The 18,163-nt window shown below is 70.6% G+C and carries 17 protein-coding genes and 1 tRNA gene; 10 read left to right on the forward strand and 8 right to left on the reverse strand.

What is annotated here, in order from left to right:
• The first annotated feature begins 75 nt into the window (after window positions 1-75).
• From orn to OG870_RS17170, 3 genes are all read left to right on the forward strand, one after another.
• Window positions 76-678, forward strand: a complete 603-nt coding sequence (gene orn, locus OG870_RS17160) for an oligoribonuclease (RefSeq protein ID WP_266514961.1) — start codon at window positions 76-78, stop codon at window positions 676-678.
• Window positions 679-782: 104 nt separating this feature from the next.
• Window positions 783-855: transfer RNA gene (locus OG870_RS17165), tRNA-His, on the forward strand.
• Between the two features lie 126 nt (window positions 856-981).
• Window positions 982-1,479 carry a GNAT family N-acetyltransferase gene (locus tag OG870_RS17170; protein WP_266584330.1) on the forward strand — a complete coding sequence of 166 codons (498 nt, stop codon included), beginning with the start codon at window positions 982-984 and terminating at the stop codon, window positions 1,477-1,479.
• A 162-nt stretch (window positions 1,480-1,641) separates the two neighbouring features.
• On the opposite strand, the gene OG870_RS17175 is transcribed toward OG870_RS17170, so the two are convergent.
• Window positions 1,642-2,685 carry a LacI family DNA-binding transcriptional regulator gene (locus OG870_RS17175; protein ID WP_266514965.1) on the reverse strand — a complete coding sequence of 348 codons (1,044 nt, stop codon included), beginning with the start codon at window positions 2,683-2,685 and terminating at the stop codon, window positions 1,642-1,644.
• Between the two features lie 418 nt (window positions 2,686-3,103).
• On the opposite strand from OG870_RS17175, the gene OG870_RS17180 reads away from it, so the two are divergent.
• The 4 genes from OG870_RS17180 to OG870_RS17195 all read left to right on the forward strand — a co-directional run bounded on the left by OG870_RS17180 (window position 3,104) and on the right by OG870_RS17195 (window position 7,940).
• On the forward strand, window positions 3,104-4,426 hold the full coding sequence (locus tag OG870_RS17180; RefSeq protein WP_266514967.1) for an ABC transporter substrate-binding protein: 1,323 nt from the start codon (window positions 3,104-3,106) through the stop codon (window positions 4,424-4,426).
• The gene (locus OG870_RS17185; RefSeq protein ID WP_266584328.1) at window positions 4,423-5,448 is read left to right on the forward strand and encodes a carbohydrate ABC transporter permease; all 1,026 of its coding nucleotides are present in this window, start codon (window positions 4,423-4,425) and stop codon (window positions 5,446-5,448) included. The genes OG870_RS17180 and OG870_RS17185 overlap by 4 nt, the downstream gene beginning before the upstream one ends.
• Window positions 5,445-6,350: a carbohydrate ABC transporter permease gene (locus tag OG870_RS17190; RefSeq protein WP_266584326.1), complete on the forward strand. Its 906-nt coding sequence runs from the start codon at window positions 5,445-5,447 to the stop codon at window positions 6,348-6,350. The genes OG870_RS17185 and OG870_RS17190 overlap by 4 nt, the downstream gene beginning before the upstream one ends.
• A gap of 150 nt (window positions 6,351-6,500) precedes the next feature.
• On the forward strand, window positions 6,501-7,940 hold the full coding sequence (locus OG870_RS17195) for a GH1 family beta-glucosidase (protein WP_266514972.1): 1,440 nt from the start codon (window positions 6,501-6,503) through the stop codon (window positions 7,938-7,940).
• Window positions 7,941-8,119: 179 nt separating this feature from the next.
• On the opposite strand, the gene OG870_RS17200 is transcribed toward OG870_RS17195, so the two are convergent.
• Entirely contained in the window at window positions 8,120-9,355 is a 1,236-nt protein-coding gene (locus OG870_RS17200; protein ID WP_266584324.1) for an RNA-guided endonuclease InsQ/TnpB family protein, read from the reverse strand.
• Window positions 9,356-9,379: 24 nt separating this feature from the next.
• Between OG870_RS17200 and tnpA the strand changes: the two genes are divergently transcribed.
• Entirely contained in the window at window positions 9,380-9,808 is a 429-nt protein-coding gene (gene tnpA / locus OG870_RS17205; RefSeq protein ID WP_266514974.1) for an IS200/IS605 family transposase, read from the forward strand.
• A 64-nt stretch (window positions 9,809-9,872) separates the two neighbouring features.
• On the opposite strand, the gene OG870_RS17210 is transcribed toward tnpA, so the two are convergent.
• From OG870_RS17210 to OG870_RS17220, 3 genes are all read right to left on the reverse strand, one after another.
• Window positions 9,873-11,345: a glycoside hydrolase family 18 protein gene (locus tag OG870_RS17210; RefSeq protein WP_266584322.1), complete on the reverse strand. Its 1,473-nt coding sequence runs from the start codon at window positions 11,343-11,345 to the stop codon at window positions 9,873-9,875.
• 205 nt (window positions 11,346-11,550) lie between these two features.
• Window positions 11,551-12,927 (reverse strand): sensor histidine kinase, encoded by a 1,377-nt coding sequence (locus OG870_RS17215; protein ID WP_266514977.1) that lies wholly within the window; start codon window positions 12,925-12,927, stop codon window positions 11,551-11,553.
• Entirely contained in the window at window positions 12,924-13,637 is a 714-nt protein-coding gene (locus tag OG870_RS17220; protein WP_266584320.1) for a response regulator transcription factor, read from the reverse strand. Before OG870_RS17220 ends, OG870_RS17215 begins: the two co-directional genes overlap by 4 nt.
• 111 nt (window positions 13,638-13,748) lie before the next feature.
• Between OG870_RS17220 and OG870_RS17225 the strand changes: the two genes are divergently transcribed.
• Window positions 13,749-14,264 carry a hypothetical protein gene (locus OG870_RS17225; RefSeq protein WP_266584318.1) on the forward strand — a complete coding sequence of 172 codons (516 nt, stop codon included), beginning with the start codon at window positions 13,749-13,751 and terminating at the stop codon, window positions 14,262-14,264.
• A gap of 20 nt (window positions 14,265-14,284) precedes the next feature.
• On the opposite strand, the gene OG870_RS17230 is transcribed toward OG870_RS17225, so the two are convergent.
• The gene (locus OG870_RS17230) at window positions 14,285-15,154 is read right to left on the reverse strand and encodes a spermidine synthase (RefSeq protein ID WP_266514983.1); all 870 of its coding nucleotides are present in this window, start codon (window positions 15,152-15,154) and stop codon (window positions 14,285-14,287) included.
• 60 nt (window positions 15,155-15,214) lie between these two features.
• Window positions 15,215-15,652: a hypothetical protein gene (locus OG870_RS17235; RefSeq protein ID WP_266514985.1), complete on the reverse strand. Its 438-nt coding sequence runs from the start codon at window positions 15,650-15,652 to the stop codon at window positions 15,215-15,217.
• A 289-nt stretch (window positions 15,653-15,941) separates the two neighbouring features.
• Here OG870_RS17235 and OG870_RS17240 point away from each other — a divergent pair, with 289 nt between their 5' ends.
• A complete protein-coding gene (locus tag OG870_RS17240; protein ID WP_266584316.1) occupies window positions 15,942-17,390 on the forward strand; it encodes a hypothetical protein in 1,449 nt (482 codons plus the stop codon).
• A gap of 19 nt (window positions 17,391-17,409) precedes the next feature.
• On the opposite strand, the gene OG870_RS17245 is transcribed toward OG870_RS17240, so the two are convergent.
• Entirely contained in the window at window positions 17,410-18,006 is a 597-nt protein-coding gene (locus OG870_RS17245) for a histidine phosphatase family protein (RefSeq protein WP_266584314.1), read from the reverse strand.
• Between the last annotated feature and the right edge of the window lie 157 nt (window positions 18,007-18,163).

An 18,163-nucleotide genomic window follows, 5' to 3' on the forward strand; every position in this document is an offset into this window, starting at 1 on the left:
GGGCCGGAGCCCGCGGCGAGGCCCGCTGCCACACCGGGCACCCCAATAACCGGGCGCCAGCCTTAGGGTGGTCGCATGAACGATCGCATGGTGTGGATCGACTGCGAGATGACCGGCCTCTCGCTGTCCGACGACGCGCTCATCGAGGTGGCCGCCCTGGTCACCGACTCCGAGCTGAACATCCTCGGAGAAGGAGTCGACATCGTCGTCCGTCCGCCGGACCGGGCACTGGAGACGATGCCGGAGGTGGTGCGTCAGATGCACACCGCGTCCGGGCTGCTGGAGGAACTCGCCGGCGGCACGACGCTGACGGACGCCGAGGAGCAGGTCCTCTCCTACGTCCGCGAACACGTGAAGGAACCCGGCAAGGCCCCGCTGTGCGGCAACTCGGTCGGCACCGACCGCGGCTTCCTGCTCCGGGACATGCCGACGCTGGAGGACTACCTCCACTACCGGATCGTCGATGTGTCGAGCATCAAGGAGCTCGCCCGGCGCTGGTACCCCCGGGCCTACTTCAACAGCCCGGAGAAGAACGGCAACCACCGCGCCCTCGCCGACATCCGCGAGTCGATCGCGGAACTGCGCTACTACCGCGAGGCGATCTTCGTACCCCAGCCCGGCCCCGACTCCGACACGGCGAGGACGATCGCCGCGAAGCACGTCCTGCCTGCGCAGTAGACGCCCAAACGGGGCGCCGGAAAAGCCGTGCGCGAGCACCCCTTCGGACCCTGTACACTTTTTCTCGGCCGGTCGGAAAACCACGAAGTTAACCGCCGGTCGTGGTGGGTGTAGCTCAGATGGTAGAGCACCTGGTTGTGGTCCAGGATGTCGCGGGTTCGAGTCCCGTCACTCACCCTGAAGGATCAGCCGGTGATCCCGCGGAAGCGGGGTCACCGGCTGATTCGCGTTCAGCCACCGCACTGCCGGCCCTCAAGTCCCTCGCTGATCCGGTGACTTGGCGCTCGGCGTAGGCTGCCGCGGATGACCGAGCCGTTCCGCACCGCCCGTCTGGACGTCGTCCCGCTGCGCGTCGGGCACGCCGCCGAGATGGCCGCCGTCCTGTCGGACCCGGCCCTGCACACGTTCATCGGCGGTGCCCCCGCCTCCCCCGAAGACCTCCGGCCCCGCTACGAGCGCCTGGTCGCGGGATCCTCCGACCCGTCCGTCACCTGGTGCAACTGGGTGCTCAGGCTGCGCGAGGACTCCCGGCTGGTGGGGACCCTCCAGGCCACGCTCGGACAGGCCGTCGCGGAGATCGCCTGGGTGGTCGGCACCCCGTGGCAGGGGCGGGGCCTGGCCTCCGAAGCCGCCCGCGGACTCGTCGCACTGCTGGGACAGACCCCCTCCGTGCTCACGGTGGTCGCACACATCCATCCCGAGCACCGGGCGTCGGAAGCGGTGGCGCGGGCTGCCGGACTGGAGCCTACGGACGAGGAGCAGGACGGCGAGCGGACGTGGCGGCTCCCGCTACGCCCCTGACCACCCGCCGCCCACCGCGCAGACGGAGGCTCGACGGCGGCAGCCTCGCCAAGGGCCGGCAGTGGATGAGGAGTCATTCGCCCCGGCGATCGTCATCAGGAACAGGTGGGGCAAGGGGCGACGAGGCCGTGATCAGGAACCGGTGGGGTGACGAGGCCGTGATCAGGACGACGTCCGCGTCACCAGTTCCGTCGCCAGTACCACCTGTCGGCGTTCCAGATCGCGGGAGACGGCCGGGCGGCGGTCGGCGATCTCGCCGAGCAGGAGGTCGATCATGCGGCGGCCCATCTCCTCGATGGGCTGGCGGACGCTGGTGAGCGGCGGGTCCATGTGGCGGGCGATGGCCGAGTCGTCGTAGCCGACGAGCGCCACGTCGTCGGGGATGCGGCGGCCCTTCTCGCGCAACACCTGGCGGGCGCCGGCCGCCATCACGTCCGAGCCCGCGAAGACCGCGTCCAGGTCGGGGCGGCGGGCGAGCAGCTTCGTCATCGCCCGGCGACCGCCCTCCTCGGTGAAGTCGCCCGGCTCGATGAGCTGTTCGTCGACCTCGTGGCCCGCGTCGCGCAGGGCGTCGCGGTAGCCGTCGACGCGGCGCTGGGCGCCGTAGACGTCGAGGCGGCCGGTGATGTGCGCGATGCTGCGGCGGCCCCGGCCGGCCAGGTGCTCCACCGCCGAGCGGCCGCCACCGTAGTTGTCCGAGTCCACCGACGTCAGCGTCTCCGCGGCCGACCTGGGACCGCTGATCACCGCCGGGATCTCCAGCTGGGCCAGCAGATCCGGGAGCGGGTCGTCCGCGTGCACCGAGACCAGCAGGACGCCGTCCACGCGGTGGGCGGCCAGGTACTGGGCCAGCCGGCGGCGCTCCTTGTCGCCGCCCGCGAAGATCAGCAGGAGCTGCATCTCGGTGTCCGACAGCTCGGCGCCGACACCTTTCAGCATGTCCGAGAAGTACGGCTCCGAGAAGAAGCGGGTCTCCGGCTCGGGGACGACCAGGGCGATCGCGTCCGTGCGGTTGGCCGCGAGGGCGCGGGCGGCCGTGTTGGGGACGTAGCCGAGCTCGGCCACCGCCGCCTCGACCGCGGCGCGGGTCGCGTCGCTGACCCTGGGCGAGCCGTTGATCACCCGGGAGACCGTGCCGCGGCCCACGCCGGCGCGGGCGGCCACCTCTTCGAGCGTGGGCCGCCCTCCGCTTCGGCTCCGCGACATTGGCTCCGCCCTTCCGCCGTTGACCCCGTGTTGGCCTGGAATCTAACAGTCCCGTGGGACCGGTGAGCGCCCCTGGGGGCTGCCCCGGGTGGGACGGGTGCTTCGGCCCGAACAGCCTTGCCCCCACACGCCGAACGGCTTCGCCCTCGCACGCCGACGGGCCGGAAGACGACACCCGGCACCGGAACCATCAAGTCCACTTAACGGCCCGATAACTGAACGCATCTCGCCCCGCGCACTCCCTTGACACCCCCGCCCGAACCGACGAACCTTCAACACATCACTTGTGGGAGCGCTCCCACAGTACCTGACACATACACATCCCGCACGTTCCCCGCCCGAGCCGCAGCGAGTAAGAACGGGCCCAACCAGTGCAGTTGGCCGGGGGGTCGGCACGTCAGGCAACAGGAGGACGCAAATGGGCACGAGTACCCGACGGTCCCGCAGGCTGATGGCTCTAGCGGCCGTCGCCGCGCTGGCGACGGGACTGCTGGCCGGCTGCTCCAAGGACTCGGACGACGGTTCGTCGAACGACAGCGGCGGCAACGCCAAGGGCAAGACCACGTTGACCATCGGCACCTTCGGTGTGTTCGGCTACAAGCAGGCCGGTCTCTACGACGAGTACATGAAGCTGCACCCGGACATCAGCATCAAGGAGAACGTCACCACCCGTACCGACGTGTACTGGCCGAAGGTCCTCACCCGGCTGCAGGCCGGATCCGGCACCGACGACGTCCAGGCGATCGAGGTCGGCAACATCACGGAGGCCGTGCAGACGCAGGGCAGCAAGTTCGTCGACCTCGGCAAGGACGTCGACAAGTCCCAGTGGCTGGGCTGGAAGAACTCCCAGGCCACCACCAAGGACGGCAAGCTGATCGGGCTCGGCACCGACGTCGGCCCGATGGCGATCTGTTACCGCAAGGACCTCTTCAAGAAGGCCGGCCTGGACACGGACCGCACCAAGCTCGCCGCGCAGTGGAAGGGCGACTGGTCGAAGTACGTGGACGTGGGCAAGGAGTACATGAAGAAGGCGCCCAAGGGCACGAAGTTCGTGGACTCGGCCTCGTCCGTCTACAACGCGGCCCTCGGTGGCGCGAGCGAGCGCTACTACGACAAGGGCGGCAACGTCATCTGGGACAAGTCCAACGGCGTGAAGAGCGCCTGGGACGACGCGATGGCCGTGGCGACCAGCGACATGTCGGCGAAGCTGAAGCAGTTCGACAAGCCGTGGGACCAGGGCTTCGCCAACGGCACCTTCGCCACCGTGGCCTGCCCGGCGTGGATGATCGGCTACATCGAGCAGAAGTCCGGTGACTCCGGCAAGGGCAACTGGGACGTGGCGGCGGCCCCGACCGCGGCCAACTGGGGCGGCTCCTTCCTCGGCGTGCCGACGGCGGGCAAGCACCAGAAGGAGGCCATCGCCCTGACGAAGTGGCTGACCGCGCCCGAGCAGCAGGCGAAGGTCTTCGCCAAGCAGGCCAGCTTCCCGTCGACCCCGTCGGCGTACGCGGGCCTGAAGCCGGCCGCGGACACCACGGCCTACTTCTCGAACGCGCCGATCACACAGATCTTCGCGGACTCGGCGAAGACCATCCCGGTCCAGTACTTCGGCATCAAGGACCAGCCGATCAACACGGCGATCACCGACGTCGGCATCCTCCAGGTCGAGCAGAAGGGCAAGAGCCCGACGCAGGGCTGGGACGCGGCCAAGAACGAGGTCAAGGACGTGCTCGGCCAGTGACCAGCTCCAAGCAGGCTCTCGCGCATCCCGCGTCGAGCGCCGAGGCCGCGCCCGGCACCCCGCCGGGCGCGGCCCGGGGCGCTCACGGTCGCGGTACACCGCCGGGCCCCGATTCGTGGCGCAGCCGGCTGTACCGCTGGGACATGAAGGCGTCCCCGTACGCGTTCATCGCCCCCTTCTTCATCATCTTCGGGGCGTTCTCGCTGGTCCCGCTGCTGTACACGGCCTGGTACTCGCTGCACGACGTGCAGCTGTCCTCGCTGGACCAGCAGACGTGGGCGGGCCTGGACAACTACCAGAACCTGCTCACCTCGGACTTCTTCTGGAACGCCCTCAAGAACACCTTCACCATCGGTGTGATCTCGACCGTCCCGCAGCTGATGGCGGCGATCGGCCTGGCGCACCTGCTCAACTACCGGCTGCGCGGCTCGACCGTGTGGCGGGTCGTGATGCTCACCCCGTACGCCACCTCGGTGGCGGCGGCGACGCTGGTCTTCACGCTGCTGTATTCGTGGGACGGCGGCATGGTCAACTGGTTCCTGCACTTCGTGGGGATCGGTCCGGTCAACTGGCGTGAGTCCGACTGGGGTTCGCAGTTCGCGGTGTCCTCGATCGTGATCTGGCGGTGGACCGGGTACAACGCGCTGATCTACCTGGCGGCGATGCAGGCGATCCCGGTCGACCTGTACGAGTCGGCGTCGATCGACGGCGCCAACCGCTGGCAGCAGTTCCTGCATGTGACGGTCCCGCAGCTGCGGCCCACGATCCTCTTCACGGTCGTGGTGTCCTCCATCGGCGCGACCCAGCTCTTCGGTGAGCCCCTGCTGTTCGGCGGGGTCAGCGGCTCCAAGGGCGGCTCCGAGCACCAGTACCAGACGCTCGGCCTGTACATGTACGACCAGGGCTGGATCATCGGCAACCTCGGCAAGGCGTCCGCGATCGCCTGGTCGATGTTCCTGATCCTGCTGATCGTCGCCGTGATCAATCTGCTGTTCACCCGACGCCTGAGGAAGTCCCTATGACCACCAGCGAACTGACGTTGCCTCAGGCGCGGAAGAAGAAGGGCCGCGGGCCGACGGAACGCCGCCGGGTGATGGGCGCGGGCAAGCAGCTGCACGCGGGCCCGGTGACGTACATCGTCCTGACGGTCTTCGCGCTGCTCTCGCTGGCACCCCTGGTGTGGACGGCGATCGCGGCCTCGCGCACCGACCGGCGGCTGGCCGAGACGCCACCGCCCCTGTGGTTCGGCGGGAACCTGTTCAAGAACCTGGAGAGCGCCTGGGACCAGGCCGGGCTCGGCACCGCGATGCTGAACAGCACGGTCGTCGCGGGCACCATCACCATCAGTACGGTGCTCTTCTCCACGCTCGCCGGGTTCGCCTTCGCCAAATTGCGGTTCAGGTTCTCCAGCGTTCTGCTGCTGCTGACGATCGGCACGATGATGATCCCGCCGCAGCTGGCCGTCGTACCGCTGTATCTGTGGATGAGTGACCTGGGCTGGTCGAACCAGCTGCAGACGGTCATCCTGCCGACGCTGGTGACGGCCTTCGGGACGTTCTTCATGCGGCAGTACCTGGTGCAGGCGCTGCCGACCGAGCTGATCGAGGCGGCCCGGGTGGACGGTGCGAGCAGTCTGCGGGTGGTGTGGCACGTGGTGTTCCCGGCGGCGCGGCCGGCGATGGCCGTGCTGGGCCTGCTGACCTTCGTGTTCGCCTGGAACGACTTCCTGTGGCCGATCATCGCCCTCACCCAGCAGAACCCGACCGTGCAGGTCGCCCTGAACTCGCTCGGCACCGGTTATGTCCCCGACCAGGCCGTGATCATGGCGGGCGCGCTGCTGGGCACGCTGCCGCTGCTGATCGCGTTCATCCTGTTCGGCAAGCAGATCGTGGGCGGCATCATGCAGGGCGCGATCAAGGGCTGACCGCGCTCCCTGCCCTCCCTCTCCCCCCTCGCCTTTCTGTCCTTTCTCTCCTTACCCCGTACGACGTTCGGGGCCGGGTCACCGCCGCCTCGGCCCCCTTCTCCCCCCTCCGACTCTTCGGTCTGCACGACCAGTTATGGGAGCGCTTCCATGCTTGAAACCGCACAGCCGGCGACTCCGGTGACCTTTCCCCCCGCCTTCCTCTGGGGGGCGGCGACCTCCGCGTACCAGATCGAAGGGGCGGTGCGGGAGGGCGGCCGGACGCCCTCGATCTGGGACACCTTCAGCCATACGCCGGGCAGGACGGCCGGCGGTGAGCACGGTGACATCGCTGTCGACCACTACCACCGGTACCGCGAAGACGTGGCGCTCATGGCCGAGTTGGGCCTGTCCGCGTACCGCTTCTCGATCTCCTGGTCGCGGGTGCAGCCGACGGGGCGGGGTCCGGCCGTGCAGGTGGGCCTGGACTTCTACCGGCGGCTCGTGGACGAGCTGCTCGCCCACGGCATCAAGCCCGCCGTCACCCTCTACCACTGGGATCTGCCGCAGGAGCTGGAGGACGCGGGCGGCTGGCCCGAGCGGGACACGGCGCTGCGGTTCGCCGAGTACGCGCAGATCGTCGGGGAGGCGCTGGGCGACCGCGTGGAGCAGTGGATCACGCTCAACGAGCCGTGGTGCAGCGCGTTTCTCGGCTACGGCTCAGGGGTGCACGCGCCGGGCCGTACGGAGCCGGAGGCCACGCTCAGGGCCGCGCACCATCTCAACCTGGCACACGGACTGGGCACTTCGGCCCTGCGGTCGGTGATGCCGGCCCGCAACTCGGTCGCCATCAGTCTCAACTCGTCGGTGGTCAGGCCGCTTTCGCCGGGCGCCCCGGCGGATCTGGCGGCGGTGCGGAAGATCGACGACCTGGCCAACGGTGTCTTCCACGGCCCCATCCTGCACGGGGCGTACCCGGAGTCGCTGTTCGCGGCGACCGAGCCGATCACCGACTGGTCGTACGTCCTCGACGGGGACCTGCGCGCGATCAACCAGCCGCTGGACGCGCTGGGCCTCAACTACTACACCCCGGCGCTGGTTTCGGCGGCGGACGCCCGGATCACCGGCCCGCGCGCCGACGGCCACGGCGCCAGTGCCCACTCCCCCTGGCCGGGCGCGGACGACGTCGCCTTCCACCAGGCTCCGGGCGAGCGGACCGAGATGGGCTGGTCGATCGATCCGACGGGCCTGCACGAGCTGATCATGCGGTACTCGCGGGAGGCACCGGGCCTGCCCCTCTACATCACGGAGAACGGCGCGGCCTACGACGACAAGCCCGACTCCGACGGCCGCGTCCACGACCCCGAGCGCATCGCCTATCTGCAGGGCCACCTCTCGGCCGTGCGCCGGGCGATCACCGACGGCGCGGACGTCCGCGGCTACTACCTGTGGTCCCTGATGGACAACTTCGAGTGGGCGTACGGCTATGAGAAGCGCTTCGGCGCGGTCTACGTCGACTACGCGACCCTTGCCCGTACGCCGAAGTCGAGCGCCCGCTGGTACGGGCGGGCGGCCCGGACGGGGACGCTGCCTGCGGTGGCGGGCGACTAGCGGGGCCCCTGGGGAGGGGCCCACTGGCGGGGGGCGGGGCGGGCGGTCCGGGGGCGTCGCGCCCCGGCCGGGTGGGGGGTGGTCCGGCCGGGGCGCAGTTGCCCCCGTTCCGCGGTGGTCAGGTGTCCGCGGTGAGGCGTCCGTGGTCAGGTGTCCGTCTGGTGTGCGCCGTGGTCAGGTCAACTACCCGGCTCTGAAGGGCCAGGCTTGGAGGTAGAGCCCAACTGGCTGCTGGGTGGTCTCCTCCGTCCAGCACCCTGAGTGGGTGCAGGGGCGTGTGACTGCGCCCCGCTTCGCCACAACTGCCACGCACGGGCGCGGATGTTGCGGGAGGCATTGCGGTCGGCGTGATCAACGAATCCGCACGACCGGCACGCGAACCGTCCCTGAGAGACACGGTTCAGCTTGTCTGTGTGTCCGCACTCCGCACACATGCGGGAGGTGTAGGCGGGGTCAACGAACAGCACCGGGACACCGGCCCTGCGGGCCTTGTACTCCACGAACTGTCCGAGCTGGGCGAAGGCCCAGGAATGCAACGCGACCCGTTGGGGCTTTCTCAGCCGTACCCGCTGGCGGATACCGGCAAGGTCTTCCATGCCGATTCCGCGCCCGGTGCGTTCAGCCTCGGTCACAATGCGCTTTGAGATGATGTGGTTGGCCTCAGCCGCTTTGCGCTGCTCCCTGCGGCACTGCCGCTTGAGGACCCGCTTGGCTGACTGGGTGCCCTTCTTCTGGAGCTTCGCCCGCAGGGCAAGCTGACGCTTGCGGTAGCGGTTCAGCCCGCGTCCGGCGTGGATCTTCCCGTCCGAGGTGGTGGCGATGTTGACGATGCCCAGGTCCACGCCGAGGAAATCGGCCGGCTCGTACTGCTCGGCCTCGGGGACTTCGCACGTGGCGATGAGGAACCACATGCCGTCACGGTGGACAAGATCAGACTCGCCCTTGCGGCGATCGGCCAGCAGCTTGCGGGCCTGCTCGGAGCAGGCGAACCGTACGCCCCGGATACGTCCGGCGGTGGTCCAGATGCTGACGGTCTGCTCATCGACCTGCCAGCTGAGACACCGGTCGTCATACGGCTGTGCCGCGTCCGGCCGGAAGCCGATCGGCTTTCCCTCTGCCCTGCGGCGACGCTTCGACCCCGGCTTGCCGAGGTTCCCGTTGCGGATGTTCGCCCGCAGGGTGGTGTAGGCATCGGCGACCTTCCGCAGCACGTGCAGCGCGGGTTGCGCCGACAGTCCCCGGTCTTTCAGGTCGCGGTAGGCGAAGCCCTGCAACGCCTTGCGGGAGCTCTCACCCCGCTCATACGCCTGGCCCGACAGCCAGTTCGCCGCGTCGTTCGCCGTGCGCAGGGTGCACTCAAGTGCCGACGCCACCTCGGGTGTCGGCAGGAGACGAACCTGCACGACGAGCTTCATGCGGATCATCGTAGCATCGTGTCTATGTCACCTCGATGGGAACCAAACCCCGATATCCGTAGGGGCCGCAGCGTCGTCTACACCCTTCATGCACATCTGGTCTTCGTCCCAAAGTACCGGCGCGGAGTCTTCACCGACGAGATCCTGACGCGCTGCGAAGAGATCATGCGGGAGGTCTGCGAGAAGGCCAACGCCGAGCTGCGCGAGTTCAACGGCGAACGCGATCATGTCCATCTCCTCATCCACTACCCGCCGCAGGTCAAGCTGTCCACGCTGGTCGGATCACTCAAGGGCGTGTCCGCCCACTACCTCCGCAAGGAGTACGCCGACCACATCCGCAAGTACCTGTGGGGCGCGCACTTCTGGTCACCCTCATACTTCGCGGCCTCCGCCGGAGGAGCACCGCTGTCCGTCATCAAGGAGTACATCGAGCAGCAAAAACGCCCGCTGTAACGCGGGCGTCAGAGCAGTCCAGACAAGCCATTCCTCCCGAGCCCCAAAGGGCCGGGATTCCTGGCTAGATCATGTTGAAGGCGCCGAACGCCTTCGAGAAGGCGAACTTGTCCTGGACGATCGAGCTGCAGGTGGCGTCGGCGGTGGGCTTGGCGCCGCCGTCGCACTGCTTGTCGCGGGTCGCCGACCACATCGACAGCCAGCCGAGGCCCTTGGACTTGGCGAAGGTCACCAGCTGCGCGGCGTCGTCGGCCTTGAAGACCTCCGACGAGACGTCGTTGACGCCGATCATCGGGGTGACGGCGACCGCCTTCCAGGCCGCGCTGTCGGACAGCCCGAGCACGCTCTTGACCTGGGCCTGCGTGGCGGTGGCGGCCTGCTCGGCGTAGGTGCCCATGTCGCCGCTGTACGAGGCGCCGTAGTCCATCGCCATGATGTTGACGGCGCTGGTCCTCACACCGTTGGACTTGGCGTTGGAGAGCAGGTTCACGCCGTCCTGGGTGAGGCCCTCCGGCATGACCGGGAGGGTGAAGGAGACGTCCAGGTCGGGGTGGGCCGCCTGGAGCTTGGCTATCGCCTTCGCGCGGTTGGTGTTCGCCGTGGTGTTCGGCAGCGCGCCGCCCTCCACGTCGAAGTCGACCTTGGTCAGCTTGTACGCGTCCACGACCTTGCCGTACGCCGCCGCCAGCGCGTCCGCCGAGGAGCACGTCGTCGCCAGTTCGGAACCGGAGGCACCGCCGAAGGAGACCCGGACGTCGCCGCCCTTGGCGCGCAGCGCGCCGATCTGTGAGGCCACCCCGTCGCTGCCGAGGTCGCTGACCCCGCCCCACTTCGGCGTGCAGCCGCCGCCGTCGGTGACGAAGGCGAGGTTGTAGTTCTTCACCCCGGTCGCCTCGGCGCTCGCGAGCAGGTCGAAGGCCGGGTAGAGGGAGGTGTCGACGTAGGGCGCGAAGCCGGCGCTCGCCGTGGTGCCGGTGCCGGAGCTCTGGGACGGGGTGGGGGTGGGCGTGGGGGTGGCCGACTTGGTGGGGGTCGGGGTCGGCATGGAGGTGGGTGTCGCGGTCGGGGTCGGGGACTCGGTGGGGCGGCCGCTGGGTTCGGGGGTCGCGCCGTCGTCCGCGGAGCAGTTGGCGCCGTCGATGAGACAGCTCTTCGGGTCGGCCGTTCCGTTGACGACGAAGCCGACGGTGACGGACTTGCCGGGCGCGAGGCCGTCGGTGTCCCACTTGGGCGGTGTCACGGTGACGTGCTGTCCGCTCACGCTGGACTCGGCGTTCCACAGCGAGCTGAGCCTGGCGCCGGTGGGCAGGTCGAACTCCAGCTTCCAGGCCTTCTCCGTCTGGCCGCTGTTGTTCGTGACGACGTACTGGGCGGTGTAACCGGTCGACCAGTCGCTGGTCTTGGTGTAGGCGGCGCCCACGCCGGCCGCCTGCGCGGTTCCGGTGAGCAGGATGGCGCCGCCACCGATCACGGCCGCCACGACAACGCCGCCGATCGCCTTGTTCCTGCCACTGACCTTGTGCCGGTGCGTGCTCATGCGCGTGCCTGCCTTCGCTGTTCACGGGGATCCACGGGGGCTTCCCGAGGTGGGGTGCGGCAGCACGCTAGCGATCCGGAATCGGGCAAAGCTCCTGATCCGGGCGGGGGTTGAGGATCTTAGGGTGCGCTTAAGGAAGGGATGGGGGCTGGTTAAAGGTAGAGACCAATTCGGCCTGCACGGTCACCGGTTCCGACGGCGGCCGTCACCTGGCGAAGGCCTTCCTGCGGCGCCGTACCGACCGGTGCCCGCGCCCGCCGGGCGTCCGCTCCCGCCCGTCCAGCTGGATCCAGATCCGCACCTCGGCGCCGCCGAGGACCGACGACCCGATGCGCACATCCCCGCCGGTCGACTCCGCGAGCCGGCGCACGATGTCCAGCCCGAGGCCGGTCGAGCCGTCGCTGCCGGAGCCCCGGCCGCGCGCCATCGCCCGCTCCGGGTCGGGGATGCCCGGGCCGGCGTCCGACACCAGCACGATCACCGCGTCCTCGCCGTTGTGCAGGTCGACCGCGAAGGCCGTGCCCTCGGCGGTGTGCCGGAACACGTTGCCGAGCAGGCCGTCCAGTGCGGCCACGAGGTCCGCCCTGGCCACCGGTATGCGCACCGGCCGGTCGGCGCCCGCCACCCGCCACTTGCGGCCCTCGTCCTCCGCGAGTGCCGACCAGAACGCCATCCGCTCGCGGACCACCTCGGCCGCGTCGCATCCGGCACCGGGGCCGGCCGCCGCGGTCTGCGGTTTGGCGTCCCGGGCCGTGCGGATGATGGTGTCGACCTCGCGCTCCAGCTGGGCGACGGCGGCCCGGGTCTGGTCGGCGGCCGGCCCCTCGCCCAGCGAGGCCGCGTTCAGCCGCAGCACGGTCAGGGGCGTACGCAGCCGGTGGGACAGGTCGGCCGCCAACTCCCGTTCGTTCGCGAGGAGTTGTACGACCTGGTCGGCCATGGAGTTGAACGCGACGGCGGCCAGCCGCAGTTCGGCCGGCCCTTCCTCGGGCACTCTCGCGCCCAGCTTGCCCTCCCCCAGCTCGTGCGCACCCTCGACCAGCTTCTGCGCGGGCTGCACCATCCGTACGCCCAGCCGGTCGGCGACCGCGACCGAGCCGACGATCAGCGCGACGCCGACCCCGGCGAGCACCGCCCAGGCCGTGCCGACGCCGTTGCTGACCTCGGACTCGGGGACGTACACCTCGACGACGGCGATCGAGCCGGAGCTGAGGGCGACCGGCTGCAGCAGGGTCGCGCCCCCGGCGACCTTGGTGGTGGAGGCGCGGCCCAGCTTGCGCACGGTCGCGATGTCCTCGTCGGCGGCGCGCCGCCGGCCGATGTCGACGGCCGTCTGTGTGCCGGCCGCCGGTATGTGCACCGCCATCCCGGAGTCCGAGCCCGCGGATGCCACGACCCGTTCCAACTGGTCGCGTTCGGTGGTGATGGACAGTGCCGGGGCGACCGCGGCCGCCTCCCGCTCGGCGTTGGAGAACGCGCGGTCCCGGGCCATCTCCTTGATGACGAGCCCGAGCGGCACCGCGAAGGCGACCACGACCATGGCGGTGACCGCCAGACAGACCCTGACCAGTGCCCATCTCATCGCGGCGGCCCCGATTCCTCGGAGGCGGGCGGCTCCAGCTTCACGCCGACGCCCCGCAGTGTGTGGAGATAGCGCGGCTGTGCCGCCGTCTCGCCCAGCTTCCGCCGCAGCCAGGACAGATGGACGTCGATGGTCTGGTCGTCGCCGTAGGACTGCTGCCACACCTCGGCGAGCAGTTCCTTGCGCGGGACGACGACGCCCGGCCGGCCTGCCAGGAAGGCGAGCAGGTCGAACTCGCGGCGGGTGAGGTCGAGCCGGACGCCGTCCAGTTCGGCCTGGCGGCGCAGTGGGTCGACGGTGAGGCCGCCGACGCGCAGGACGGTGGACGGCGGGGCGTCCGCGGGGGCGGACCGGGACCGTCGCAGGACCGCGGCCATCCGTGCGGAGAGGTGCTCGACGGAGAAGGGCTTGGTCAGGTAGTCGTCCGCGCCCGCGTTCAGCAGCCGGACGATCTCCGTCTCGTCGTCCCGCGCGGTCGCGATGATCACCGGCACGTCGGTGATGCCGCGCAGCATCTTCAGGGCCTCGGACCCGTCCAGGTCGGGCAGTCCGAGGTCCAGGATGACCACGTCGAAGGTGAAATGGGCGACCTCGCGCAGCGCCTCCAGCGCCGTCCCGACACTGCGCACGATGTGCGCGGCGTCCGTCAGGTGCCGGATCAGCGCCGAGCGTACGAACTGGTCGTCCTCGACCACGAGCACACTTGCCATGCGCGGCACCGTACGCCATGCGCAGGAGCCGCATCGGGGCCTGTGGACAACTCCGCTCATGTGGACAACGGGCGGGACACCGGTGGGACGTGTGAGGCAGTATGGCCCGCGATGCGCAGAGCCCTCGTACACGTACTGGCTTGGACGCTCGCCACGGGCGCGGCGGTCACGCTGTCGTGGTGGGGCGTCCACACGGTCATGGCGGGCACGGCCTACGACCCGCCGCGCGCCCTGCCGATCACGGCGGCGGACGCGACCACGCAGGAGTCGAAGCCGCTGGCGTCGTCGACGAAGCGGCCCTCCCCGTCAGCGTCGAGGAGCGCGTCGCACAGACCCCCACCGGCCCCGACCCGCACGCCGTCGACGACACCGACGGCCGGCGCCACCCCGACCCCCACCTCGTCCGGGCAGGTCAAGGCCTACGACACGGACGGCGGCCGTGCGGTGTTCGACCTGGGCAGGACGGACGCGACGCTGGTGTCGGCGACGCCGGGGGCGGGCTGGTCGATGCAGGTCTGGAAGACGGAGACATGGATCCGGGTGGAGTTCAGCTCGGGTGCGGACCGGGTGTCGGTGTTCTGCACCTGGCACGACGGGCCGCCGCATGTGGAGATCGGGAACTACTGACGGCCCGGGTCCGACAGGGCCTAGCGGAACACCGAGGGCGGCGGCGCCGGGGAGGCGACCGCAGCCGCGTCCGTGACGGGCGCCGCTCCGCCGGTGAAGTCGACGAGCGCGCGCCCGTGTTCGACCCGGCCGGGGTGCGGGTCGGAGGCGGCGCCGCGGGTCAGTTCCGCGATCGGCAGCGGGGCGTCGGAGGCGACGAGGACCGCGTTGCCGAAGCGCTTGCCGCGCAGCACGGTCGGGTCGGCGAGCAGCGCGAGTTCGGGGAAGCGGGCGGCCGCCGTGGCGATCTGGCCGCGGAGATGCGCGAGCGGCGGCCCGTCGGCGATGTTGGCGGCGTACACGCCACCCGGTTTCAGGGCCCGGCGGACCTCGTCGAGGAACTCGGCCGAGGTGAGGTGGGCGGGGGTGCGGGCCCCGCTGAACACATCGGCGACGACGAGGTCGGCCCAGCCGTCGAGCACCTTGGCGAGCCCTTCGCGGGCGTCCACGGAACGCACCCGGATCCGGGCGTTCGGGTCCAACGGCAGCTCCCGGCGGACCAGTTGGACGAGCGCCGCGTCCCGCTCGACGACCTGCTGGGTGGAGCGGGGGCGGGTGGCGGCGACATAGCGGGCGAGGGTGAGGGCTCCCCCGCCGAGGTGCACGGCGTGCACGGGCTTCCCGGCCGGCGCGACGAGGTCGATGACGTGCCCGAGCCGGCGCTGGTACTCGAAGGAGAGGTGGGAGGGGTCGTCGAGGTCGACGTGCGACTGCGGCGCCCCGTCGATCAGCAGCGTCCAGGCCCGCGCCCGCTCCGGGTCGGGCATCAGCTGGGCGAGGCCGCCGTCGACGGCCTCGACGACTGCTTCGGCGCCGCCACCACCGCGCCGTGACTTCCTGGTCTTTCCCACTGCGCCATTATCGGCAGCCCGGGACGGACCCGCCCGCGCAGGGGTCGGCACGGCCCCGGGTCAGCGGCAGCTGTCCGCGGCCTTGATGATCCGTGCCGCCTCGCCGAGCGCGGCACGCAGGACCGCCGGATCGGTGGCGAGGTCGGCCTCGCCGGGCGGGAGCAGCCAGTCCGAGCCCTCCACGGGCGGCTCGGGGTTCAGGCGCAGACCGCGGCCGTCGGTCTCCGTACAGGTGCTGCCCGGGACGTCCCAGGCGGCGGCCGTGCCGGGCGGGACCAGGAAGCCCAGGGTGGTGCAGCCGTCGTCGTGCAGGACGGGACCGACCGCGTCGCCCGTCCCGCGCCGCAGGATGTCGACCGCCTCAAGGCCCTGCCGCGTGGGCACGGTGACGAGATCGCACGCGCCGCCGGTGAGGGGCGGCTCGCTGCGCTCCGGGGTCGGGGCATGCGCCACCGTCGTCGACGGCGTACGAGGAACGACGCTCTGGCTGGTCTCCATCGCGGCCTCCACTACGGAACCCCTCCTTGAACGAAGCGGGTCGGGAGTTCGGGCGGCTCCCGGTCCACCGGGTTCAACGCGTCGCCGCGTCAACGGCTACGGCGGAAGTCAGCCACAAAGGATGGCAGTTCATGGCAGATCCCGTATGAGATATCCGGTTTGTAGCCAAACCCTGCGTGGCGGGTCGTGCACAGCCGGTACGTTCTTGCTCCGCCGGAAGCAGGGCGCTACACGGACAACTCACCCCGAATCCGGCATGGTTCGACGGTTCGCACGAGAGGACCCGGCCATGACGTCGTCCAAGCCGACCTCGTCTCAGCCCACGCCCACACGGCCACCGCGGCCGAACCTCGTCTTCCGGCAGTTGCGCGGACAGCGCTCGCCGGCCGAGTTCGCCGCGGCGGTCCGACGGGCCGCGCGCGAGATCGGGGAGCGGGTCAGCTGCGACGCGCGCTACGTCGGCCGGGTCGAGGCGGGCGAGATCCGCTGCCCCAACTACGCATACGAACGGGTGTTCCTGCATATGTTCCCCGGCCGCACGCTCACCGACCTGGGCTTCGCGTCCCGCGCGTCCGTACGCGGACGCCGGGCGCACGCCTCCGGTGAGACGCAGGGGGCGTACGAGCCGTATGAGACGCAGAACCGGCAGGAACCTCAGGACCCGTACGACCCGCATGAGCATCACGAGAGCCATGCGTTTCACGAGAACCACGAGGAGAGCGACGTGCTGCGTCGCGCATTCATGACCGGCGGGGGCGCCACGGTGGCCGCCGCCTCACTGAGCCCGATCGGGCTCGCCTTCGACGCCGCGGCAGCGGGGCGTCCCCTCCGCCGCCCCGGTACGAACGACGCGTACGCGCTCGAAGAGGCCGTTCGCAGAATCCGGCTGCTCGACGACCGGCACGGCGCGGACGGGCTCTACCGGCGCGCGTCGGAGCCGTTGCGCGCCGCGTACGCGCTGCTGGACGCGGGCGCGACCCGTCAGGCGACCGCCGAGCGTCTCCACTCCGGCGCCGGTGAACTCGCCATCTCCGTGGGCTGGCTGGCCCACGACTCGGGACGCTTCGACGACGCGCGCTCGCACTACGCGGAGGCGCTCGCGACCGCCCGGATGACCGGCGACGACGCCCTGGAGGCGCATGCCTTCTGCAACACGGCGTTCCTCGCGCGCGACGCCGGGCGCCCGCGCGAGGCGGTCCGAGCCGCGCAGGCCGCGCAACGCGTCGCGCACCCCCTCGGATCTCCCCGTCTGATGTCGCTGCTCGCGCTGCGCGAGGCGGGCGGCTGGGCGGGGCTCGCCGACCGCACCGGCTGCGCACAGGCCCTCGTCCGCGCCCAGACCTTCTATGAGCGGGGCCCCACGGAGGCGGATCCCGAGTGGATGAGCTTCTACGGAGAGGCCGAACTGGAGGGCCTGGAGGCGCAGTGCTGGTCGACGCTGGGCGACTGGCCGCGCGCCGCCCGCCACGCGCGCCGTGCGGCGCAGCTCCAGAACCCGCACTTCACCCGCAACATCGCCCTGTACACGGCCGAACTGGCCGACGACCTGGCGAGAGGCGGCCGCCCCGACGAGGCGGCGGCGGCCGGGATGCGGGTGCTGGATCTGCTGGACCAGGTCCAGTCGTCACGGATCCAGACCATGCTGGCGGGGACGGCACGCGTACTGCTGCCGCACCGGCGCGCGTCCGGGGTGTCGGGGTTCCTGGAGCGGCACGCCTCCGTGCCGCGCACGGCGTGAGCGGTCCGCGGCGGCGGGGTCAGCCCGCGAGGTGCCCCAGGTCGTTCCAGCTCTCGACGGCCGGCTCGCCGTAGGCCCATCCGAGCACCGACAGGGACGTCGGGTTGAGCCGGATCCGGGCCGCGAAGTCCAGCGGCAGACCCAGCCACCGTGCCCCGATGGACCGCAGGATGTGCCCGTGCGCGAACACGAGCACGTCGCGCTCCGCCTCGCGCGCCCACGCCACCACATCGTCGGCCCGGGCGCTCACCTCGGCGAGGGACTCGCCCTGAGGGACACCGTCCCGCCAGATCAGCCAGCCGGGCCTGACGGCCTGGATGTCCTCGGGCGTCATGCCCTCGTACGCCCCGTAGTCCCACTCCATCAGCGTGTCCCAGGCGGCGGCCCGCTCCCCGAACCCGGCCAGTTCGCACGTCTCACGCGCGCGTGCCAGCGGGCTGGTGCGCACCTCGACGTCCGGGAGCCCCTCGAAGGGCGCCCGGTGCAGCCGCTCGCCGAGCAGCTTGGCGCCGCGCCGGCCCTCCTCCAGCAACGGCACGTCGGTCCTGCCGGTGTGCTTTCCGGACAGCGACCACTCGGTCTGTCCGTGCCGGGCCAGCAGGATGCGCGGTGCCATGGGAGAAGGAACCTTTCCGGAAGAGTTCGCAGGCGGAACCCTTCCATCATCGCGCACCCCGCGCGGGGGCAACCCGGCGGGCGATCTCAGCGTCTTTGAGAGCCGGGGCGCCCGAAACGGGCGCGCACGTACGCCGTAAAGTGACACGACCGGGCCT

The sequence above is a fragment of the Streptomyces sp. NBC_00461 genome, assembly GCF_036013935.1.
GTDB lineage: Bacteria > Actinomycetota > Actinomycetes > Streptomycetales > Streptomycetaceae > Streptomyces.